This is a genomic window from bacterium SCSIO 12844 (genome assembly GCA_024397935.1).
In the GTDB taxonomy this organism is placed as follows: domain Bacteria; phylum Pseudomonadota; class Gammaproteobacteria; order Francisellales; family Francisellaceae; genus M0027.
The window spans coordinates 2,283,353-2,306,486 of record CP073743.1; the positions used below are offsets into that span (position 1 = coordinate 2,283,353).

The 23,134-nt window shown below is 31.5% G+C and carries 20 protein-coding genes; 13 read left to right on the forward strand and 7 right to left on the reverse strand.

Going from position 1 to position 23,134, the window contains the following annotated elements:
• Window positions 1-2 precede the first annotated feature (2 nt).
• On the reverse strand, window positions 3-743 hold the full coding sequence (locus KFE69_10200) for a response regulator transcription factor (protein UTW41871.1): 741 nt from the start codon (window positions 741-743) through the stop codon (window positions 3-5).
• Between the two features lie 388 nt (window positions 744-1,131).
• On the opposite strand from KFE69_10200, the gene KFE69_10205 reads away from it, so the two are divergent.
• From KFE69_10205 to rsgA, 11 genes are all read left to right on the forward strand, one after another.
• Complete coding sequence (locus KFE69_10205; GenBank protein UTW41872.1) at window positions 1,132-1,716, forward strand: hypothetical protein; 585 nt, start codon at window positions 1,132-1,134, stop codon at window positions 1,714-1,716.
• A gap of 71 nt (window positions 1,717-1,787) precedes the next feature.
• Window positions 1,788-2,204: a hypothetical protein gene (locus tag KFE69_10210; GenBank protein UTW41873.1), complete on the forward strand. Its 417-nt coding sequence runs from the start codon at window positions 1,788-1,790 to the stop codon at window positions 2,202-2,204.
• A 152-nt stretch (window positions 2,205-2,356) separates the two neighbouring features.
• Window positions 2,357-2,872: a DotD/TraH family lipoprotein gene (locus tag KFE69_10215; protein UTW41874.1), complete on the forward strand. Its 516-nt coding sequence runs from the start codon at window positions 2,357-2,359 to the stop codon at window positions 2,870-2,872.
• A complete protein-coding gene (locus KFE69_10220) occupies window positions 2,859-3,665 on the forward strand; it encodes a type IV secretory system conjugative DNA transfer family protein (protein UTW41875.1) in 807 nt (268 codons plus the stop codon). The genes KFE69_10215 and KFE69_10220 overlap by 14 nt, the downstream gene beginning before the upstream one ends.
• 66 nt (window positions 3,666-3,731) lie before the next feature.
• Window positions 3,732-4,835 (forward strand): Flp pilus assembly complex ATPase component TadA, encoded by a 1,104-nt coding sequence (tadA, locus tag KFE69_10225; GenBank protein ID UTW41876.1) that lies wholly within the window; start codon window positions 3,732-3,734, stop codon window positions 4,833-4,835.
• 38 nt (window positions 4,836-4,873) lie between these two features.
• A complete protein-coding gene (icmT, locus tag KFE69_10230) occupies window positions 4,874-5,125 on the forward strand; it encodes an IcmT/TraK family protein (protein ID UTW41877.1) in 252 nt (83 codons plus the stop codon).
• Window positions 5,125-7,497 carry a TraM recognition domain-containing protein gene (locus tag KFE69_10235; protein ID UTW44052.1) on the forward strand — a complete coding sequence of 791 codons (2,373 nt, stop codon included), beginning with the start codon at window positions 5,125-5,127 and terminating at the stop codon, window positions 7,495-7,497. The genes icmT and KFE69_10235 overlap by 1 nt, the downstream gene beginning before the upstream one ends.
• Window positions 7,497-7,829 carry a hypothetical protein gene (locus KFE69_10240; GenBank protein ID UTW41878.1) on the forward strand — a complete coding sequence of 111 codons (333 nt, stop codon included), beginning with the start codon at window positions 7,497-7,499 and terminating at the stop codon, window positions 7,827-7,829. The genes KFE69_10235 and KFE69_10240 overlap by 1 nt, the downstream gene beginning before the upstream one ends.
• A gap of 19 nt (window positions 7,830-7,848) precedes the next feature.
• Window positions 7,849-8,931, forward strand: coding sequence for a type IVB secretion system coupling complex protein DotM/IcmP (gene icmP / locus KFE69_10245; protein ID UTW41879.1), 1,083 nt, complete (start codon window positions 7,849-7,851; stop codon window positions 8,929-8,931).
• Between the two features lie 6 nt (window positions 8,932-8,937).
• Window positions 8,938-9,579, forward strand: a complete 642-nt coding sequence (gene icmJ, locus KFE69_10250) for a type IVB secretion system protein IcmJDotN (protein ID UTW41880.1) — start codon at window positions 8,938-8,940, stop codon at window positions 9,577-9,579.
• A gap of 76 nt (window positions 9,580-9,655) precedes the next feature.
• On the forward strand, window positions 9,656-10,633 hold the full coding sequence (rsgA, locus tag KFE69_10255) for a small ribosomal subunit biogenesis GTPase RsgA (protein UTW41881.1): 978 nt from the start codon (window positions 9,656-9,658) through the stop codon (window positions 10,631-10,633).
• A gap of 109 nt (window positions 10,634-10,742) precedes the next feature.
• Here rsgA and recO read toward each other — a convergent pair whose 3' ends face one another.
• The 5 genes from recO to KFE69_10280 form a co-directional block, all read right to left on the reverse strand.
• A complete protein-coding gene (gene recO / locus KFE69_10260; protein ID UTW41882.1) occupies window positions 10,743-11,492 on the reverse strand; it encodes a DNA repair protein RecO in 750 nt (249 codons plus the stop codon).
• Window positions 11,486-11,854, reverse strand: coding sequence for an iron-sulfur cluster assembly scaffold protein (locus tag KFE69_10265; protein ID UTW41883.1), 369 nt, complete (start codon window positions 11,852-11,854; stop codon window positions 11,486-11,488). Before KFE69_10265 ends, recO begins: the two co-directional genes overlap by 7 nt.
• A 1-nt stretch (window position 11,855) precedes the next feature.
• On the reverse strand, window positions 11,856-13,028 hold the full coding sequence (locus tag KFE69_10270; GenBank protein ID UTW41884.1) for an IscS subfamily cysteine desulfurase: 1,173 nt from the start codon (window positions 13,026-13,028) through the stop codon (window positions 11,856-11,858).
• 117 nt (window positions 13,029-13,145) lie between these two features.
• Entirely contained in the window at window positions 13,146-18,914 is a 5,769-nt protein-coding gene (locus tag KFE69_10275) for a hypothetical protein (protein ID UTW41885.1), read from the reverse strand.
• Window positions 18,915-18,948: 34 nt separating this feature from the next.
• A complete protein-coding gene (locus tag KFE69_10280) occupies window positions 18,949-19,566 on the reverse strand; it encodes a hypothetical protein (protein ID UTW41886.1) in 618 nt (205 codons plus the stop codon).
• Between the two features lie 219 nt (window positions 19,567-19,785).
• Here KFE69_10280 and KFE69_10285 point away from each other — a divergent pair, with 219 nt between their 5' ends.
• Window positions 19,786-20,835 carry a hypothetical protein gene (locus tag KFE69_10285; protein ID UTW41887.1) on the forward strand — a complete coding sequence of 350 codons (1,050 nt, stop codon included), beginning with the start codon at window positions 19,786-19,788 and terminating at the stop codon, window positions 20,833-20,835.
• A 61-nt stretch (window positions 20,836-20,896) separates the two neighbouring features.
• Complete coding sequence (locus KFE69_10290) at window positions 20,897-22,216, forward strand: MFS transporter (protein UTW41888.1); 1,320 nt, start codon at window positions 20,897-20,899, stop codon at window positions 22,214-22,216.
• A gap of 24 nt (window positions 22,217-22,240) precedes the next feature.
• On the opposite strand, the gene KFE69_10295 is transcribed toward KFE69_10290, so the two are convergent.
• Window positions 22,241-23,134 (reverse strand): hypothetical protein, encoded by an 894-nt coding sequence (locus KFE69_10295; GenBank protein ID UTW41889.1) that lies wholly within the window; start codon window positions 23,132-23,134, stop codon window positions 22,241-22,243.

Here is a 23,134-nt window from a genome sequence, read left to right on the forward strand (position 1 = left end):
CGTTAATAAATCTTCTTAACTGGTGTCACAAATAAATAACCTTTGTTACGTACTGATTTAATGTGATTAACTTGGTCTGTTGATTCGAGCTTTTTGCGTAGACGTGAGACAGCCACATCAACAGCTCTTAAACCAGCTGCATCATCTTTAAACCCTAGATTTTCACCAATCACTTCACGAGATAAAACTTCTGAATCACGCTTAACAAATAAAGTTAATAAGCGCACTTCGTTTTTTGTCAACGATACACTTTGATCACCATAACGTAATTGACCAGAAGTTGATGCAAAACTCCACAAATAAAAGCGATAAGTCACTTGACGTTGAGATAGGTACTGTTGATAAGCACTTTCTAAGCGCATATATTCTCTTAGACGTGCACCTACCCTCGCTAAAAGTACTGCTGAAGAGCAACGTACATCTAAATAATCATCTACCCCTGCTTTAAAACTTAAACACTCAACAACTTCACTATGTATATCTGAATAAAGAATAACGGGATAATAAGGCTTAATCTGTTTTAACTTTTTACACACATCAACACCTCGCTGATCTGGTAAATCGGCACTAATTAAAAAAAGTGAGAACTCTTTAGATAAAACAGACTTGTTAAATAAGTCAACTGTATTTTCAGCCACAGTAATTTTTCTATAACTACCGCTTAATATCTCTTTAAGATTTTCCGTGCGATCTTTTCTGGCGTCTAAAATCACAAGCTGAACATTATCACCTACTTCTAGCATTATCACACACCTGGGTATCTAACATCTTAATTTTTAAACTACTATAGCAAACCCTATGCAAATAGTAATCACTTTTCTTAGTCTTCGGCTGATAATAATGGTATTTTATTTAGCTCTTGACAGGCGCCCATTATTATAGAAAATAGCCTATACGTCAAGAAAACTGTTAAATATAATCAAATATATGTTGCAAAAAAATCGCATGAAATATTACAATAATTTGACGTTTAAAATCAATTAATTAACCAAAATAAAAAACACATTATATTACAAAATTAAATTTCTATTTGTTGCAAAAATATCATAGTTAACGGTACGATCTGCTTTATCAATTTTTGATTTTGAGTTTGAAAAATCGAAAAGTTTAAATTAGGGGCGAAGCAAAATTATGAGTTATAACGGACAAGTGTGTGTTTTACCACCCGATGCATCATTTCCACAGTATGCTCAATATGCTATATGTAATATTGGAAATCCTAACTGGGGTTTGTATACACTAGTTGTTACATTTGGTACACTTGCAGGTCTTTTGTTGGTGATCACTGGTTTTTACCGTTTACAGAAACACGGCAGACAACAACAGATGTTTCGTTATCATTCACCATTAGCTACTTTTTTCTACCTGCTCTCAGGTGTAGCGCTTCTATCTTATACTGGCTTTTTCGAAATGCTTAGTTATACATTTTTTAGTAATTATGACTTTGCCAGTAACCCAATTGCACAGTATATGAAACCAATTGACTCTGGTGATACTGAAACAGCATTACAGTATTTAACTTATACCTGTTTAATTGTTATCGGCGCTATTGCAGTAATACGTGGCATGCTTTCATTAATTAAACTTGGCGAAGGCCAAGGCGGTACTTCAGAAATAGCTTCTACCGTTACTTATATATGTGCTGGTGCCTGCGCCTTAAATGCACAAGTACTATTAAGCTTTTTTGGTATTTGGACAACAGGCGGTGGTAGTTAACAATAATTAAAATTAATTTAGTTAAAATAAGTTCAATCAACAACAAGCAACAACACTAAAGGAGTGTCAAAATGAAAAAACAACTAATCATGAAGTCGATATTTGGTCTAGGCTTAATGGGTGGTCTTAGCTCTGCAGCATTAGCTGATACTGGCGGCAGTTTCTCAACTGGTAACTTCCAAACTTGGGCTACCAACATGATGACTACATTCAGTCAAGCGTCAACAGTTGCATATGGTACAGCACTTACAATTGGTATTTTCTGTATTATGCTTGGTTTAATGGCCTGGAGAAAAGCTCACACAGCACAAGGTGCGCAAGGTGATCACGTTAAAAACGGTGGTGGTTTAATTGCTATCGGTATTTTCCTAGTCAGTTTAGTGCCGTTAACTCAGATGGTACAGGCGACATTAATGTCAGGCGCAGGTACTGATCAATCAATGTTTACTGTAGATACTACAATCGATGGCGGCAGTACTCCTAGCTAGTAATTAATAATAATAGGTTGCTTTTAATAACCTATTTATAAATACGCAGGGAAGCTATAACCCAAGTTTAATTTGAAATTAGGTTATAGCTTTCTACTATATGAAACGATAGAATAATTTTAATAAAAACTAAAATATCGGACATAATAACGATGAAAAAAACACTGATAATACTTGGGATGATGACTCCACTACTTTATGGTTGCGCTTCTAATCCTAGTAATGACAAAAGCCTTGAGTATGGCCAACAGCAGCATTTAAATACCGTTGTGTTAAATAACATTTATTTATCTGCGCAACAAATTCAAGACTCTGTTAATACGCTTAATGGAGTAGAAAAGGCTCGTTATGGTTCTTCTGCATTGCCATTAGAAAACGTTAATGCACCTGAACTTGCAAGTAAAGAATTATCGGTTAGTTGGTATGGTCCGATTGAACCTTTATTAAAACAAATTACTGACCTTATTGGTTATAAATTACAAGTCTATGGCAAGAAACCACCGTTTCCTGTCATTGTCAACTTAGGCAGCTCCAATAAAAATGAGAAAGCATCTGCCTTAAGTATTTTAAGAAATATTGATATACAATCAAAAAGTCAGGCTAAACTTTATGTTGATCCTGAAAATAAAATTATTAGTTTGAGGTATGTGAACAATGCTGTCAGCTGATAATTACTCCTTACAAGATTTAACCAATCTGCCAAATCAAGCTTATTATCAAAAAGATGAGCAAAAAGCAGATGATAATATTCGTATGAAAGCAATTCAGCAAGCAGCTTTAGAGCTTGGCACACAAGCTGCGCTTGCCTGGAGTGCTAAAGTTATTGATAAACGCCTAGAGTCTATGGCTCAAACGCTTAATCAAATGTATAACTTTAATAGCCTAATGCTTAAAAACCACGTTATGCCTCCTGTTATTGTACAAAGTAACAACTTAGTCAACATGGGACCTAATGGTGATAAAATACGCTTAGGTGGAAAAAGCTACCGCATTGTTAAACAAGCAAGACTAGTCTCAGTAGCACCTACTTGGCGCGACTATCTGTGGATGAGTTACAAAACGCCTGAATTACCTAATAGAGTTTTAATGCCAGAAAATAATAATGAAAAGAAAGTCTGGGATGAAACCATTCAAAAAGCATGGTATATGGGCATTCAGCAAGCAGAAGCAATTTATAAAATTAAAGTTAATGAGATTACGCGAGATTATAAAGGTATGTTACTATACCGTAATTTACTTGCAAAACGTATGGTAAATCCACCATATGTAGAAAAGAGTCTTAAAGGTATTACTGGTAACGGTAATCAAATGGTGATTGATGATCAAAGCTGGACATTAACTGACAAGCCACAACTTCAAACTGATAGTAACTTGTGGACACCAATTGTTGTTAATGACAGTAAAAAACCTCAAATTCAAGCACCGACTACTAAACAAAGTGATAAAAACACTAAAAAATAAATAAAAAAATAACAAACAAATTGATAACATATCACTAGAATAACAATAACTAAAAAGGTTGTATCAATGCAAACACTACACGTTCCAAACGAACCGGTTTATTTCACACCGCCTACATTTGATGATCTTTTGATTCACTGCTGTAGTAGTAATGCTTCAGATATTACCATTCAAAGTAACCATGCAATTATGGCTGAATGCCATGGTAAATTACATCGCGTCACTAAAAGAGATTTAACATTACAGGAAGTAAGTGATATTGCAAACCATATTTATGGTGCCAATGCTGTCTCAAAAGTATTTAGCGGTACAGATGTTGACTCAAGTTATGAAACACGTAATCGTGCTAAAAATTATAAACAACGCTATCGTGTTAATATGACTGCATGTCAAGTGCATGGGCATAAAGGCATACAAATTACTTTAAGGACGATACCTGATATACCACCAACATTAGAGTCAATGAACCTACCTGAAGAATTAATTGATTCACTTGATATTCCACAAGGTTTATTTATTGTTAGTGGCGCAACAGGTTCTGGTAAAAGTACATTAATGGCGTCATTAGTTCGAAGCCTTGTTGAAAAACCTGAAAGTCATCTAAAAGTACTAACTTATGAATCTCCTATTGAATATGTATATGATGATGTCTATGGCGAAAATGCAATTGTCAGTCAAACTGAAATACCACGTTATTTACCAAGTTTCGCTTCTGGTGTTCGTAATGCACTACGCCGTAAGCCAGGCTTAATTTTAGTTGGTGAAGCAAGAGATTATGAGACAATTTCATCTGTAATGGAGGCATCATTAACTGGACACCCTGTTTATACAACCGTTCATAGTAATGGTGTTGCAGATACTTTTAGACGTATGGTGACATTATTTCCACATCTTGAACGTGATTCACGCTATTATGATTTAGTACAATCAACTAAAGTGATAATATGGCAAGCATTAGTGATAGGTAAAGATGGTAAACGATTACCCGTTAGAGAGTATCTTGTTTTTACTAATGAAACAAAACGCAAAATGCTTTCAAGTTCAATTGATGATATTTACCCAACAATTAACCAGTTGCTTGATGAAAATAAAACAGATATTAAATCTCAATCACAAAAATTGTACGAAAGTGGTAAAATTGATGAAACAGTCCTACAGCGATTTTGTTAATTAAATGATAAATACGTAATATTAAGGTTATATGAAAAATGATAAAAGATATTGGTGCCCACTGGCGAGACTCTGGTAGAAAGCCAAGATTATTTTGGATTGATGCCCGCGCATTTATTCCCATCGTCTTTACAATCTTTCATTTCCGTGTTTGGACATTGATTTTATGTGCCTGTATTGTTATATTTTTTAGCATATTAGAGCGTTTTCATATCCCTTTGACCGTTTTTATTAGATTATCGCGTGAGTTTTTTACTGGTCGCAAAAAACAGCGAGTTACACGTTTATGATGAGAAAAAGAAAAACATTTAGAGGCCTAAGCAAGGCCCAAGAGTCTAAACCTGATTTTAGTGTCCGCGATACCAGACCATTACTTGAGCGTTTTAGTGATTTTATACTTCACCGCATGTGGGGATCGGTTGCTATTATTGCATTAGCACTTTTGATGTTAATACCGATGGTATCAATGTTTGCCGATGTTATTTTCATTATAATTATACTTTTATTTTGGTATGCTTATTGGGATATGCCAAGTCTACCTTTTAAGTTACCACTAGGCACTCGCTTTAAAGATAAAAATAACCCTGTCCCCGGTAGTAGCGATCCAGGTGAAGCCAGTGGTTTATATTTCTTTGGTAACGAATTTAATACTGATCACCAGATTTGGTTTAATAATTCAGATATGCGTACACACTGCTTAATCTTTGGGTCAACCGGTTCAGGTAAAACAGAAGCGCTTATTTCAATATCTTATAATGCACTATCACAAGGTAGTGGCTTTATTTATGTTGATGGTAAAGGTGATAACTCACTTTATGCTAAAGTATTTTCAATGACTAGAAGTCTAGGACGCGAAGATGACTTATTAGTTGTTAACTATATGACAGGAGCCGCCGATATTATCGGGCCACAGAAAAAAGCAATTTCAAATACTCTAAACCCCTTTGCTATTGGATCATCTAGTATGTTAGCGCAACTTGTTACAAGTATGATGGGCAGCTCTGGCCAAGGTGGTAGCAGTGATGGTGATATGTGGAAAGGCCGTGCTATTTCCTTTGTTGAAGCTTTAATGCGTGTCTTAGTATATCTTCGTGATGAAAATTTATTATTACTCGATGCAAGTCTTATTAGAAAATATTTTGTTTTAGATGTTGTTGAAAATTTAATAGATGGTAATGCAATTGATCAATATGACAATACGGTTAAAATACCGCCATTACCACACTCCGTTACTGATCCAATGAATAACTATCTTGCAACACTTCCTGGTTATCAACGTAAAAATAAAGGTAAACAATCAGATAAGACATTTGAACAACATGGTTATATTACCATGCAGCTAACCCGTATTTTTGGTTCACTTGCCGATGTATACTCCCATATTATGCGCACAAACTTAGCTGAAGTTGATTTTAATGACGTTGTATTAAATCGACGTATTCTAGTTGTGCTATTACCAGCACTAGAAAAATCACCAGATGAATTAGCTAACTTAGGTCGCTTGATTATTGCATCATTAAAAGCGATGCTTGCAACAGGTCTTGGTAGCCATATTCAAGGCGACTACCGTGATGTTATTGAATCAAAACCAACAAACTCAGATACGCCTTATTTATGTGTACTCGATGAGTATGGTTATTATGCAGTTGAGGGTTTTGCAGTTGTACCTGCACAGGCGCGTTCACTGGGTTTCTCCGTGATTTTTGCTGGACAAGATTTACCAGCCTTCCAAAAAGCTTCAAAAGAAGAAGCAGCATCCATTGGTGCAAACACTAACATTAAAATTTGTATGAAGCTAGAAGATCCAACTGAAACGTGGGAGTTCTTCCAAAAAGGTGCAGGAGAGGCATTTGTCTCTGTTGCTAAAAGCTTTAACATGGGTAATGAAGGCAATGCAATGGGCTATCGAGATACCAAAGAAGCTACCATTGAAAAACGTGCTCGTATTGACTTAATGGATTTGAAAGATCAACGTGAAGGTGAAATGCATGTATTTTTCAAATCTCAAATTATACGTGGTCGTTTCTTCTATGCAAACCCGCCAAAAACAAGAGAGCTACGCCTAAATCAGTTTTTAAAAATTGAACCACCTTCAGATGAAGCAGCTCGTTCATTAGTTACTTTATATAATAAAGGCATTCATCCAAATGATAGTATCTCTTATGAAACGATACAATTATCAGATAACTTACAGTCAATCGTTAATGCTGCCAAAGAGCTAGGAAAAAATTCTGAAAACTTTGCACAAAAATGTATTCAACTACTTCAAAGTAATGCTAGTGAAAGTGATAATACACAACCACAAACATCTACTATTGCAAAGAATAAAGCACAAACAATCATGGATGAGAATGCTCTTGATTTAAGTAAAACACTTATGTTTATGCAAATTCCATTATCTGAGCGATTAGATAGTAGTTATCATGATATTGATGTATCTAATTTTGATGATGTTCTAGTCAGTGAAACAGTTGCTAAACACATTGCTTATAAATTTGCTGTTTGTGCTGGTGAAAGTATTAGCCAATCTCAAGCAATTTTCCAAAAAGTTGCCGAGCATATTATTGATAAAACAACTGTTAAATATTTATTAAGAGACCCTGATCATAAATTAAGTGATGTTATTCAGGCTACAAAAAATGCATTTAAGGGAGAAGGTTAATGAAATTTATCAGTGATGTCTTATCTACCTTAGCAAAATCTAGGGAATTAACCTTTACTAGAGGTGGAGAAACAGTTGAGCCTGAAATTGTTTTTGCTGATAATGGTATTTTGCCTTATATGACAGATGAAGCGAATAAACTCTGTGATTTTATTTTTGGCTGGCGTGCACAAGCTCAAGAATTTCCTGATTCATCTGGATTTCACGGGCGAAAAGTACAATTAAATGATGATTTAGATAGGTTATATATTTTATGTATGTTTTTATACGATCAGCTACTAAACTGGCAAGATCAAGCACCCGATAAAGTAATTAACCTAGATAATTTTTAGATAAAAGAGGTAAGCGATAATGTCACAAGGACAACAAAGTAATGATTCAGGCTTAGCCCCATTATATATTGTTTTTATCCTATTTATATTACTAGCTGTATTATATCATTCATTTCATGAATCGATTGTACGTATCTTTTTTATCATCAAATCATTTGAGTTAAAGCTTGTATCCTTTTTTAACCCTAATTTTGAGTTATTACTTAACTGGTCTGATAAGACATTACAAAGTACAGTTAGTGCTGAACAATTATATTATTTAGCACTAAACGTTGGCTTAGCCTTACGTTGGCCATTTGCTATTATTTCTATTTTGCTTGCTATTTTATTATACTTTCGTCATCCTCAAGCTAAATTCAAAGACGCTTATTCTACAACCGACCTTGCAAATAAAATGGCTAATTTTTTCCCAGCAGTCTTACCTGTTTTAGGTAAAAATTTGCATAACGTGCCTCTATTGGAAGGTGAATGGTCTATGGCATTGACACCTGTTGAGTTTTCCCAAAAATACCATCTTATTCACTCTGAAAATGGCAAAAACACCATTATTCAAAGTAAAGCATATTTAGTGCTTGTTAAACAATTAGGTGAACGCTTTATTGGTAGCTTTGAATTACCAATGCATCGACAAATGCTCTTTGCTGCTTTTGCTGCTTATATTAATAAGGATCGAAAAGCTGCTGATAGCTTTCTGAAAGAAGTAGCACAGTATCAATCAAACCCAACACGCAAAAAAGAAATTCTTATCAATAAAAAAACACAAACGCTGTTAGAAAAATATGGTCAATCGCCAAGCATTAATAAAATTCTTGCAACACATGCTTATACTTATACAGTCTTTACCGGTTTAATTCTAGGTGCTAGAGGAAGTGGGATTGTATCAACATCTTCATTCCTTTGGCTTAAGCCATTAGATCGAGAACTATGGTATGTTTTAAATAACGTTGGTCGCCGTGCAGTTTATGCTGAAGCTGGTGCAGTCCATGCACATTGGCTTGCTGAATCTCGCTTGAAAAAAGCCATTACTTATCCAATGGTTGCTAATGCCGTTACAGCATTACAAGGCGCACTTGATATGGTAATATTAGAGGATGATGAGTAATAAAACATGAGTAGTAGTAATTTATTAGACTTACAATTTGAAGCAACACCTGGCAACTATCAGCGCTTTTCAGCTCGTAAAAAAAGCACTTTATTTCAAAAAATAAGCACTGAAGTTATTGAACGCTTTCATAATAGCTGTGCATACTGTGGTATCTCTCTAGCACCTGAAGAGTTTGAGATTGTTAATATTAACCATAATTACACTGATAATCATAAAAAGAACTTTGCACCTGCATGTCGCTTATGTACTCAATCATTACTTATGGATCAATATAGCACAAACTATGATGGTAATGATCGTATGATTTATTTTCCAACAATGACGCAACCACAATTGAATAATTTTTATCGTGCATTGTGGTATCATATCAAAAATAAAACCAAAGATGCTGCGTTTAAATCAAAAGAGTTATTTGCAGAATTAACTGATGCATCAAAAACATTAAATCAAGTTGTTGGTACCGAACTAAGCCACCCAGGTGTCTTTGTTCATTATCTCTACGGACGCAGTTCAGATCGCCAATTACTTAAGAAAATTCGCTGGCTACCAGGCTTAGATCGTATTGAGCAGCTATTAGATGATATTCCTCCGCCTGAATCGAATAACCCACCTCAAGAACAACAACAGTCTAATAATAATGAATAAATAATCATTGATCATTTATCGCCAAACGAGTATAACTTAAAATTATCTTTGATAACTACAATTAATTACTTATTCAGTGGCTAAGAAAAAATTAACAAAACAACAAAAGCGTCGTATTGATCAAAATATACAACGACAGCTTCTGGATGATAACTTACCTCAACATAAAGGCAGAGTTATCTCTAATTTCAATGAAACAGTTGATGTTGAAACTTACACTGGTGAAATAATACGTTGCTTTCAAAAACGCAACCTTGGCAGCATAGTCACTGGTGATTATGTTCTCTACACCTATGATAATTCAAAATCACCTGACGGGCTTATTCATGCAGTATGTAAACGTCAAAATTTATTAGAACGTCCCCAAACTTATGGCAAAAATAAAGCCATTGCTGCAAATATTGATCAAATTTTTATCGTAATCGCTACTAAACCAGAACCTATAGGCCATTATATTGATCGTTATTTAGTTGCAACTCACACTCAAAACCTTTTGCCAATTATTATCCTCAATAAGATAGATCTAGGTATTGATGATTCCATCAAGCAATTGATTAAACGTTATGAGTCACTTAACTACCAAGTTCTTTTAACTTCAGCGACCAATCAAAATGAATTAACACCTTTAGAGAGTGTATTAAAAGATAAAACTTCAATTTTTGTTGGTCAATCTGGTGTTGGTAAATCTGCTTTATTAAATACACTTTATGGTAAAGAAATAACAAAAACAGGCAATATATCAGAAATTAACAAGCGTGGAAAACATACAACAACTTCTGCAAAGCTATATCACCCACCTAAAGGAGGCAGTCTAATTGACTCTCCTGGTATTCGTGAATTTGGTATTTGGCATTTATCTGAGGCTGATATTTTAAACGGCTTTATTGAGTTTCGCCCCTTCATTGGCTTATGTAAATTTAGAAATTGCAATCATCAATTATCGACACCAGGATGTGCAATTGCCCAAGCTGTAAACGATGGAAAAATCAATCAGCAACGATTAATTAATTATCATCGTTTGATTGCTGAAATTAATGAAAATCAAAGAGCTTAAAAAGTATCAGGGTCTAATCATTTCATTGATTTATTCTTAAATACAGCAACAATTTTAATCCACATCTTAAACGCGATAAATCGCGTTTCTACAAAATATTATATAACCTTTATGTTTGTAATTGCTCCATATACTCTAATAACAAACGCCTACTTTCCAGTTGACGCCCTTGCAATAAATGGTTTATATATAACTTGTGAATTAATTTAATTGACTGAAGTATATTTTTAATATTTTCTAAATCTTTAACTTTATTAAACTTAGAACAATACGTTAAGGTATCTCCTGCAAATATCAACTGTTGGATATTCTCACTTAAGGCATCTACTTTCTGTGGTAATGACATCGGTGTTAATTGATAAAAACCACCACCATCAATAGGATGGCCATGCTGATCTACTTCAAACTCAACACCATAACCTAATGCATTTAATAAAGATGATTCAAAAATTCTTAAACTTAATTCATGCTGATCGTTTTTAATCATATCCGATAGTGTTATTTGATAAGCCTTAAATAACCCCTCCTCCACAACTGAATTAGGGTATAAATAATAGATTAATTCATTCATATAATAACAACACATCTGCTTTATATAAGTTAGTTTCTGGTAGCGATTAAGCTGATAAATCTCAGATTTATAAATCGTATATAAGCCATCAGTAGATCTTGGTTCCTTCATTTGTAATGCCAATAAGAAATTCGATTCAAATAAACTAAACTGCTTTTGATTCTTACGGTAATAACCTTTAACTATGGCATTAATTTTTCCATGATTTTCAGTAAATAATGTTATTAATAAAGAAGATTCTCGATATTTTTTTTTATAAAGCACATAACCAATATCACTAACTAACATGATTTCTCTATTTTCTCAATTAATGACAATAAAGTTAATGCGCAATGGCGTTTAGTCTGGGGTAAGTCAAATACTTGATTAATCGTACTAATATTAATTTTAGATAATTGATTAATATGCTTTTTATGTACTGCCTCAACAAACCAGGAAACCAAAGCAATCATATAACCACAGCCTAATACTTGATAACGACAATCAATAATTTGTTGCTTTTTATTTAATTTAAACTGAAAAATAACATACTCACCTGCTGAATAACTGCCAGAACTTAGTGTAATTACATCAGTTTCATCATCTGGCCACAAAACCATAGCTTCAGGGACTTTTTTATAGTACTTGATGACTTCTTTTGAATACAACACCCTACTTCTCCTCCCAAAGTGGAGATAAATGGCGTAATTTCTGTACTTCTTTAACAATTAAGTTACTAGCAAAATCAACTTCTTTTTCAGTTGTATAACGCCCAATTGAAAAGCGAATACTACTGTGTGCATCTTGTGCTGATAAACCTAATGCCTGTAGTACATATGAAGGTTCAACCGTTGCTGAATTACAAGCTGATCCTGCTGAAACCGCTAATTGATTTAATGCCATCATTAATGCTTCACCATCGACAGCTTTAAAGCACAAGTTCATAATACCATTAACCGTATTACCACCGTTTATTAATACTTTATCAAGTGATAGCACTTTATCTAAAAATCGCTTACGTAATTGTTTGATTCTTCTTGCATCTTCTTTTAAGTTTTCTTTGATCAAACGTGCCGCTTCTGCCATACCAACAATTTGATGCGTTGGTAACGTGCCTGATCTAAATCCACGCTCATGGCCTCCACCATGAATCAATGGCTCAAGCAAAACTTTAGGCTTTCTTCTGATATATAAGATACCTATACCCTTTGGACCATATAGTTTATGTGATGATAAAGATAAAAGATCAATATTTTGTTTATGAACATCAATTGGTAAGCGAGCGCCTGCTTGAGCAGCATCAACATGAAAAAGAATTTTTTTACTTCTTAAATAAATACCAATTGCTTCAACTGGATTAATACTACCTAATTCATTATTAACATACATTAATGAAACTAATGCTGTACGCTCAGTAATTGCATCAACAACCTGCTCTAGTTTAATACAACCATTATGATCAGGCTCTAAATAAGTTACTTTAAAGCCTTGCTCTTCTAAATAATGACAAGGGTCTAAAACTGCCTTATGCTCAACTTTTGATGTAATAATATGATCTTTATTCTTATCTTTATTTTTTAGTATCGAAGCAACGCCTTTAATTGCTAAATTATTTGATTCTGTCGCCCCCGATGTCCAAATAACTTCACGAGGATCAGCACCGATTAAGCCAGCCATTTGCTCTCGTGCTAAATCCACTTTTTCTTTCGCTTGCCAACCATAATAATGGGTATTGGATGCAGGATTACCAAAACAGCCATCTAAGGTTAAACACTGTGACATCTCTTTTGCAACTTCAGGTGCTACAGGCGTTGTTGATGCATAATCTAAATAAACAATTTTCACCACTAAAACTCTTAATTTTGCTTAATTAATTTTACTTTATTTTAAAGTATATAATTAGGCATGTATTTTAGCATAAGTCTTGGTGTTAGTGGGATGGTTTTGGTGGGAAATAATTTATTATTCGTGTTCGAATTGATGTTCAACTTGAGATCCTCTTTCATAATTATTTTTTTCATAAAATAAATAGCTTGAACTATCGAACTTGAAATAATCCTCTTTATTAGCTAATCGCTTATTAGCATTAAAATAAAAACTATCTGATAGCGCAAGACGTAAATCTTTTACTTCAAGCTTATTTTTTTTAGTTATACCTAAATAATTTTTCAAATTTTCATTACCCCTTTCATTTAATTTTTTAACTAAAAATTTAGCTGTAGTAGAAGTGCAGTATCCTGTATTTTCACATAGTTTCTTAACCATTTTCTTAAAATCTTCCTTCTTAAAATGATTTTTTTCATTATCCTTAGAATTACTTTTATAATCCAAATTATCTTGAATAGATTTAATTAATTTTTGTTTAAGTCTAGATTTTGTATTACAAAGTGCAATCATTTTTATTATTGTTACTTGCTGCTTATGATGATATTTTTTAGTATCATGACTATTATTTTCAGGCTTATTATCTTCCTTTTCAGAAACCCTAATTTTATCTTGATAAAATTTCTTATAATGACTATATAGCGAGTCATCAATCTTTTTATCAATAATACTAACTTCTCCTGTAGCTGCATACTCTCTTAAATTTGAATTAGTAAACTTCTTAGGTATACCTACAAGTTCTAAATAATTTTGATATTCAGGCCTTTTTAGAACTTTTACAAGCTGGCTAAATGTCGATGAATCATGCCATGTCTGTGATGCATTCTTATGCAGTGATGCTACTTTGATTAATTCTTGAAGATTGTTTGCTTGTGCTATTTTATCTATTTTCCAATGCTTCTTACCTATAGCGTCCTGAAGTTTAGATTTTATACTTTTAAGCGTACTATCTTCTTTTTCGGCCTCATTATGATTGTTATGTATTTGATTTAAGTCTTTATTATCATATTGAACGCTAATTCCCTTTAATTTAGAAATCTTTTGACAACATTTATCAATAGCCTCTTGATTCGTTGAACTTAATTTATCTAGCTCAGTTTGAAGCGTTTTAATATATTTTGCTCTCGTATCATCCTTTAGACTCTTATTCTTATCTAGCTGTTTATTGCACATAGTTAAAATATCTGATTTAACTTGATTTAGTTCTCTTTTTTCTTTTAAACCTTTTACTATATGATTACTTGCATACTTAAGCACTCTTAAGAGTAAGTCTTGATCCTTTGATTTTGCTAATTTATTAAGATAATCATCATTATAAATAGCTGGATTTATTTCTTTTAGGATATTTAATTCAGCTTGTTTTAAAATGGTTACGGAGTCACCTAAACTACCACTACGAGCTACCCTACCTCTTTCCTGGATCAATCTTTCCATCGGAGCTTCAGCAGATCCATCAGGCATAGTAAAATAAGTTTTAATTTCATTGATAGAACCTGCTTTAAAATCAGAGCCTCGATTTAATTGATTTGTAATTAAAACCTTAAATTTATTGCCTATTTCGCCAATTTCAGTAATTTTCTTTTGACTTGCATGATTTCTTTCTTCAGCTGTCTGTTTAAAGCTACCATAATAAGCGTCTAAATTTAGTTGCTTGTTTTCTAATAATTTTTTTAATTCATTACCTTCCTTTGCATCTTTAACATGAATAATTAAATTTCTTTTTTGTTCATCATTTTTTTCTTTATTAAACTTATTTTGGAATAAAAGTACTTCTTTTTGAATTTGTTTTAAATGATCATCATTTTTAGATATTAGAATTTTATCCTTTCTTTTTGAAGTTTGATGTGGTGGTATTTTTACATGATGCCCGTATTCAGTTACTACTGGCGATCCTGTAAATCCTCTAACTGTTTTATCATGTGTATAAGATTGAAATGTATTAATACTGATCGGTTCATCAGGACGGATAAGACGAACTAAAAGGCTATCATTTTTTTCAAGTTCTGCATTTACCCTTAATCTTAAAATTAAATCAAAATCACCTGAAAATGTCATGCCAACTTTTGGCTCACCATCTTGAACTGGAACTAATTGTGAATAAGCTTTTCCCTGATAGTGCTCTGCACCTTCAACTAAATACATTGCTTTATTTTGATCAATAGGTAAATATTCTTTAGAGTCATGGATAGCTTGAAATAAACTTTTTATTTTTTCTTCAGTTTTCCAGAGTTGATTAATCTTTTGGTACAATTTTTGATTATTTGGATAATCTTTTTGCAGTTTCTCAAAAAAATCTTGATGCCTAATAGTATGATTTGAACTAAATTGTTTATCATATACCGCTAATAAAGCTTTGCATGCTTCAATATATTCTGTTGAATAATGTGATGATTTTCCTGAATTACCCAAGTAATAGCTTGTATCATTGACAAACATATCATATTCATCAACAATAACCGTTGTTTTAGGCAAATCCTTTTTATGTCTTTTAAAATTTGCATCTGCTTGTATCATTGCTAAGGGTGTACCAAAATTGATACCCGATTTTTTAGTTGCACTTACATTTTCATCAGTAGCCTCACTAGAAGATGTTCTAACATAATTAAATTTAACTCCGGCACTTTTATAAAAATTTTTATATATTTCATAATGCTCTTGGGCTAAGGGCTCTGTCGTTTGTATGATATCTACTGGAGATTTATCATCTTTAGATACTAGAAATGCTGCCATCACTGCTGAAATAAGTGATTTACCTTGACCTGTATCAATAGCATTTTGAATGAGTTCTTCATCTTTATTATGTTTCAAATTATATAGTAATGCTGCAAGTTGAACTTCCCTTAAGAAATAACCTACTTTAGTTGATTGTGCCGAATTTCTATAAGCTAATACATTTAATAGAGCTAATCGGTTAACGTCATCAATTTCCTTGTTTTTTAATAAATTTTGTATATCATCCGTTGATTTATTTAAATAGTTTATTGTTTGTTTTTTGACTTTATTTATATCTTCGGCAATATTTTTTACAGTGTTTTCAGACTCGTAAGTAAGGTGCTTTAAGTTTGCTATTTTCTTTAGTTTATCTTCTAACAGCTTATTATCTGCAAAATTAAAGTACTCACAAATAGTTGAATACTTTTTCTTTGCTTCTTCACTGTCAATATCTAACTTATTTTTTTTAAAGATTAATTTTCCAGATGGATCAATAGAATGCTTACAAATAAATTGATCAATATCACCCTTAAAATTTAGTGGAAATGTCAGTTCTTGTTTTTCAACAATTGTTTGTAATGAGTTGATTTGATTTTTGTTAAGGTTGTTTAAATTGTTTAAATTTTCCTCTGTGATTTCTTCGACATTTTCACTATTTAATATTAAAACAGTTATTAACTTAAATAATGGTTTATTAAACTCATTTTCAGATTGAGCTTTTTCATATAAAGCTTTAAGCACTGTTTCATTACATTTAGATAATTTAGATATAATTTTATAATCATTTAATAACTTGCTTTCTTCTATTAATTTTTTATCTATATCATATTGATCTAATTTTGTTAATAATGTTAAAGTTTGCAAAAGATAATTAGGATCTGATTTTTTAATTAAGTCATAATACTTCTCATGTATCCGAATTAAATCAGGGTTAGTAAAAATAGAATTTGATAGTCTTTGATTAAGTTCTATAGCATTTTTGACTTTATTTTGAGTATCTAAATTTGTTTCTACAAATTTTTTCTTATCATTGCAGCTTGAAATTGATAGATTAAGAAGCAAGTTAATATACTCTTGTTTATTATTAACTTCATCCAAACCTACTGGTAATGGATTGTTCTCCCCTACCGTATTTTTACAAATGTATTTGTTAAATGTATCATTGATTAATTGTTGGTATGCCTGATAGAGCGCTTCACTTGACTTAAATGATTGCCTATTGTTATATTTTTTTAACTTACCAATTATCTTTTTAACAATACCAAAATCACTTTCTCCCCCTACATTACTTTTAATTTGCTTTATTAATTCCTCATCATTTCCCTGACACTGTTCAAAATTAATATTATTAAATATCTGACTATTGATTTTATCCGTTAATAAATCAGTTACTTGTTTAATCTGCCTAGAAATATCTTTAGAGCTATCTAATAATGAAGTTAAGTCTTCTGTTTTAATGAGTTTTTTAACAACATTTGCAAATAATGTACCTAATAATTCACCCAATAAACCATCTTTTAAATCACCACAAAGTTTTTTGATCGCAGCATTAATTTTTTGCTTATCTTCATTAAGGTTTTGATTAATTTGTTCTGATATCAGGTTATTTAACTCTAGAAGCGTAGTTTCTAAAGTTTTGTTGATATTATTATTATTTTTTTCCAGTTTATTATTATAATTTAAATTTATTGGAAAATTTTCTAATACTAATGGATTTTCTTTTAACTTATTCTCAATTGACTCAGCTAATTGCTTTAATTGCATAATATTTTCAGATCCATTAAACACATGATGTTGTCTAAAAATTTTTGATGAATCTTTATCTCTCTCAAGTAAATCATGTAATTTAAGTGTATCTGTGAAAAAATTTTCAATAATTTGATCTTTAAACTGACTAAAACCAATGCTGTAAGATACATTATCTAACGCCAAATTAAGTATTTCATGTATTTCTAATGCTTTAGGTTCCTTGTTTAATTTAGCTTCTTGTACTGCCTTTAAAATTTGCTGAGATGTATAAAATAAAATATCTTTATCATTTCTTTTGATTTTTTGTAAGTTATTTAAAATTTCTTCGTTTAAATAACCTTTGTTATAAAGATCTTTAAAACTGTCAACCCAACTTTGATTAATAAAAACTGGCAATTCACCATTAAGATATTTATTTTTTATAGCTTGTTTACTTGGTATCGCTAATTCTAAAAATTTTAATAAATATGGATTATTATGCTTGCCATCATCAAATTCAATACGTGCACTTATAGGATTTTCCAGCTTAGTAATATAACTTTCATTAGGTTTAAAATCTGTTTCTTTAGTCTCCAAATCTAGAACCAAATGCATTTGACCATAGCCATCTGTTACACGTTTGATTTGTAATCCTTTTGGTAAATTGATAAGATTTATAAAATCTAAATAGGCTCTAGTTAAAATATCATCCTTAGAATAATGATTCTTAATTTTATCCATCAGCCGTTTTGATATTAGATGAATCGTTTGCTCATTTTCTAAATTTGAAATACTTATACGGCCAAAGTAATTATTGAAAATAGCACCATCTTTTTTAACATTAAAAGATGAGTACTGATCTCTTAATTGTTGCTGTTGCTGTTGCTGTTGCTGTTGCTGTTGCTGTTGCTGTTGCTGTTGCTGTTGCTGAAGGTTAACTTTATTTTTATTTTTTAGATTTATTTTTATATCTTTATTATTGGGATCAATATTTTGAAAATTAATAATTTCTTGATTAAGTTCTATGTTTTCTGTACTAAGTACTAACCGATAATTATTCTGAATTGCATCACTTATAGAATTTAACACTTTAAGATAGTTCGACAGCGTTATATGTTCTTTACGATTCAGAATTAATTGATTATACACATCATTTGATTCTTTATTTAATTCTTTTTCAAGATCCGATACTGATTCATCTTTAATCAAGAAAGCACTACAAAGTTGCCCTCTAATTTCCTTTACTATTTTATTGATATTATTAATTTCTTTTATATCAGCTGAGATAGAAGTGATCTTGAAATTTTGATAGTCATCATGATCTAATTTTTTTAAATTTTCTAAATCTAGAGGCAACTCCAAAGAGTATTCTTGTGGTTTGTTGTTTATTGTATAAGTTATCTTCATATCTGCAACCCATCTGTTATTAATTTAGTTTTATTCAAATATTATTTTCTTGATTGATATTTATATTTTCTTGTTGCTGATGTAAAAACACCTGTTCTGGCTGTTGAACCAAACCCACAGGCATTGCATGACTAAACTCAACATGATTAATAATTTCATTAAATCTATCTTGCGTCAGATGATTCTCTTGCTGAATTAAATCGACTATTTCATCAGCATAATCCCGATTTAAATAAACAGACCTTAAATTGCCCTCTATTAAATTTTCATGCTCCAACAGGCCATGTTGATGTATTAAATTAAGCACTGGTTGCATTTGTTGAATAATCTCAGGGTCATCAATTTCTTCTCCATTCAACTCAAATCCTTCAAAATTAAACCCCGTAGAAGCATAACTAGAATTTCCTTCACCAGGTGAACTATCAGGTGGATATTCATATTGTAGTTGCTCTTGTAGTTCTGGATTAGCATCATAGTTTAAAGGCACACCCATTTCATTTTGTAGTATTTCAATAATTTGTTGTACATTTTCATTGATAAATAAGTTCTGATTATCATCTATCTGTTCTATAAACTCTTGTTCGAATGAATTACTACTCTCAGCATCCATATAGTTATGCTTGTTGAATTTATTATTATTTAAATCTGGCATATTAATAACCTCAAAATATAACTTTGATGTTTTACTATGCCATTATGTTCGATTATTTAATAATTCAAATAAGTTATAAATGTTATTGCTAATTGTTATATGCTTAATTTAAGCTATTCAAAACGCATATAACCCACATCATAAAAACAAATTATAATAATCAAACTATCTTAGTTATCTTAATTCATGTGGAATCAAAAATAATAAGTGAGAATAAAGATGATTACAGAACAACACCATAGCCCCATTGCACTTTTTGATACAGACAAATTTCTACTATCAACTGAATCAGAAACAAAATCTGTATTAAATATAAAACATAAAAATGATTACCATCACACTAAAAATTTTCTAGCTCAATATGCTAGTAAAATTGGAACGTTTACATCCTATAGACGTGAAGTTGAACGGTTTATTCACTGGTCATGGTTAATTAAAAATAAATCACTGAATCAAATTCAACTCAATGATTTAGAAGAATATGCAACCTTTTGCCAATCACCACCTAAGTCATGGATAAGCCATAAAAAGTCACCACGTTTTTTAACTTATAATGATTTACGTATACCGAACCCTCAGTGGCGACCATTTTTACAATCAAATACAAATCAAAGTAATAACTACCAAATTAAAAAGTCTTCGTTAAAAGAAACTTTTACTATTTTAAGAACATTTTATAACTACTTAACCAAATGCCAATACGCTACAACTAACCCTTTTCTTCTTTTTTCAAGTCAATTACCAAAAGTTGAATATACAACCTCAAAACTAGATAAAGGTATCACTAAATTTCAGTGGCAATCTATCTTAAAAACCATTAACCAATCGATTTCTATATCACCAGATACCTACCAACGAGCACATTTTATATTTAATATAATTTATCATTTAAAGTTAAAACTATCTGAATTATCTGCTAATAATAATATCACACCTAAAATGAGTAATTTCAAACAAAATTCAGATGGTAAATGGTACTTTATTTCTAGTGAAAATCGCCAAGTTTTTACTAATACTCATACGCTTGAAGCACTCATTCGCTGGAGAAAGTACCTTGGTTTATCTGATCTACCTACAGATGATGAGCAGATTCCATTAATACCATCATGCCGAGGCTCTAATGGATTAACTACAGATACACACTTACGTAGAATAATCAAAGATATTTATCATTTAACTGCAAGTAAACTAAAGCAAAATGGTCATTTGAAAGATGCTAAAAAAATACATTCTGCTACAGTAACAATGCTTAAATACCACCTTCCATAACTTGTTAATTTTTAATAGCTAAACCATACTTTAGTTATATTAATATAAAAAAATCAATAATATGAAATATCGTCAACTATCTATTTTATATATTCCATCATTACTATTTGGATTTGATATTATTGCTCTAGGGATGTTAATTCCATATTTTTCTGAAACGTTTAATATCTCAATCCCAATAGCACAATTATTTATTTCACTTAATTCATTTATCCTTGCATTAAGTTTAATTCCGGCAGGAAAACTATGTGATTTTATTGGTGATAAAAATACCATTATCACTGGATTAATCCTTGTTAGTTTATCTTCAATACTTATCATCATAGAGTCACAATTTTACACGATTTTATTCATTAGAATATTTATGGCCATTGGTAATGGTCTAGTACTTATTGGCACTTTATCTTTAATTCATAATAAAACCACTAAAAATATGAAAGCTAAACTAATTGCTTATTGGAGTTTTTTTGCGGGGTTAGGGATGATTATCGCACCATTATTAACACCAATCCTTGTTGATGCAACTCACTGGAAAAGCATCTTTTTTATCACATCGTTAACTGCAATTATAACTGCATTATTACTTAAACTGACCCCTTCTATTTATAATCAAACAACTATAGTAAAAACTACAAAAGTAAATAATCTACTTTATCTAACTGTCTTTTTCTGGGCAATCATTTCACTGATAGTTTTAGCCTCATTGAAGCTTGGTTTTATATTAATAAACACCTATTTTATTATAATTATTCTATTTATAGTCACTATTTTCTTAACTGTTTTTTTATATAAAATAGTAAAAAAATATACAAAAGATTACCCTATATCGTACTTTATTGCTATTTTTATTGGTAGCTTTGGCTACTTTGCAGGCGGTGTAAGTATTGCTAGTTGCTCTTTATGTTTTTGGATGATTAGTATTGATGGCTATAGTCTTAATAAAACAAGTACAATAATGCTTGCATTTACATTAGCTTATACGCTGTCACCTATTATATCAGCTAAATTTTTAAGATACTTAAGTATAAAACAATTCGTCTATATCGGCCTTAGCTTACTCCTATTTGGTATGGTTAGTTTTTTCATCCTAAGCACCATAAAATCTTCAGCCTACTATTACATGATTAGCTATGTATTTTTAGGTAGTGGCTGTGGTTTAGTTAATCCATATTCAGCAGCATTAGCACTCGAAAAAATTGGCCATTTAACAACAGGCGGTGCTTCAGGAATGCTATTGACATGTAAATGGCTATCTTCTGCGATGGGTGTTGCAATTACTTCAATTATTTGGACAAGTTTTTCAAACCCTATTTTACCTTTATTAGTAATGTTTATTTTCTTATTTTGTATCTCTATTTATTTATTGAAAAAGCTATCTTAAAACCTAAGCTATAATAGTTACTTTCTATGGAAATTTAAAATTTTGGTTAGTAGTAAACCCTAAAACTTTATTTTCAGTCAATTCAAGCTCTTCCTCTTCAATTAACTCCAAACCTTTCTCCTTAGCAAACAAGATTTTTGGTTCCAATAATTTTAGTTTCTGTTTTTTTAGATCAAACTCATCATATTTATTTACCTTAAATTCATTTTTTATCTTATCTTGTATCCACCCTGGTGCAATCTTATCAAATGCAATTATTAATAAGCTAACATCTGCATCTGCTTGAGACATTGTTCTTGCTTTTGTAATATTCCCATTATTCTCTAATATGCTAAACATTGGCTCACCCAAAACCTCTGGTCTATCACCCTCTTTATCTCTCTGAAAATCAATAAAACAAATTTTACCATTTTCATCTTTTTGCCCATATATCCAATGTGTACTCATTAAAGATGAAATTGCAACAGCAAGTGATGTACTATCCTTAAACTGATTCATCATGCTACCTAGCTTATTCTTAGCATCATATAGTTCATTTTTATTAAGTTTTTCATTAATTACTTTAACTACTTTAGGGCTACTTTCGTACTCTTTGCTTAAATCGTGAAAATATTTTTTAATACCTTGTGCTTGATCATCACAACTAGGAAAAGGTATATAGTTATCTTTTGATCCTATAGTTACAAAATACTCACTTGCTTTTGTTTGAGGATAAATATCATACCTGGCTTGCAAATTTTTTTTAAGGTTACTTACAGGAAGGCCTAATATAGCTGATACTGTAACTAAAGAGCAGTTTATTTTTTCTTCAGTTTCATCATCGTGCTTATTAACAATCTCACCATTATCATTTTTCCATATTGATAAGCGATGCTGATTTATATTTTCTTTAATATCATAATTAATAAATTGAACCAT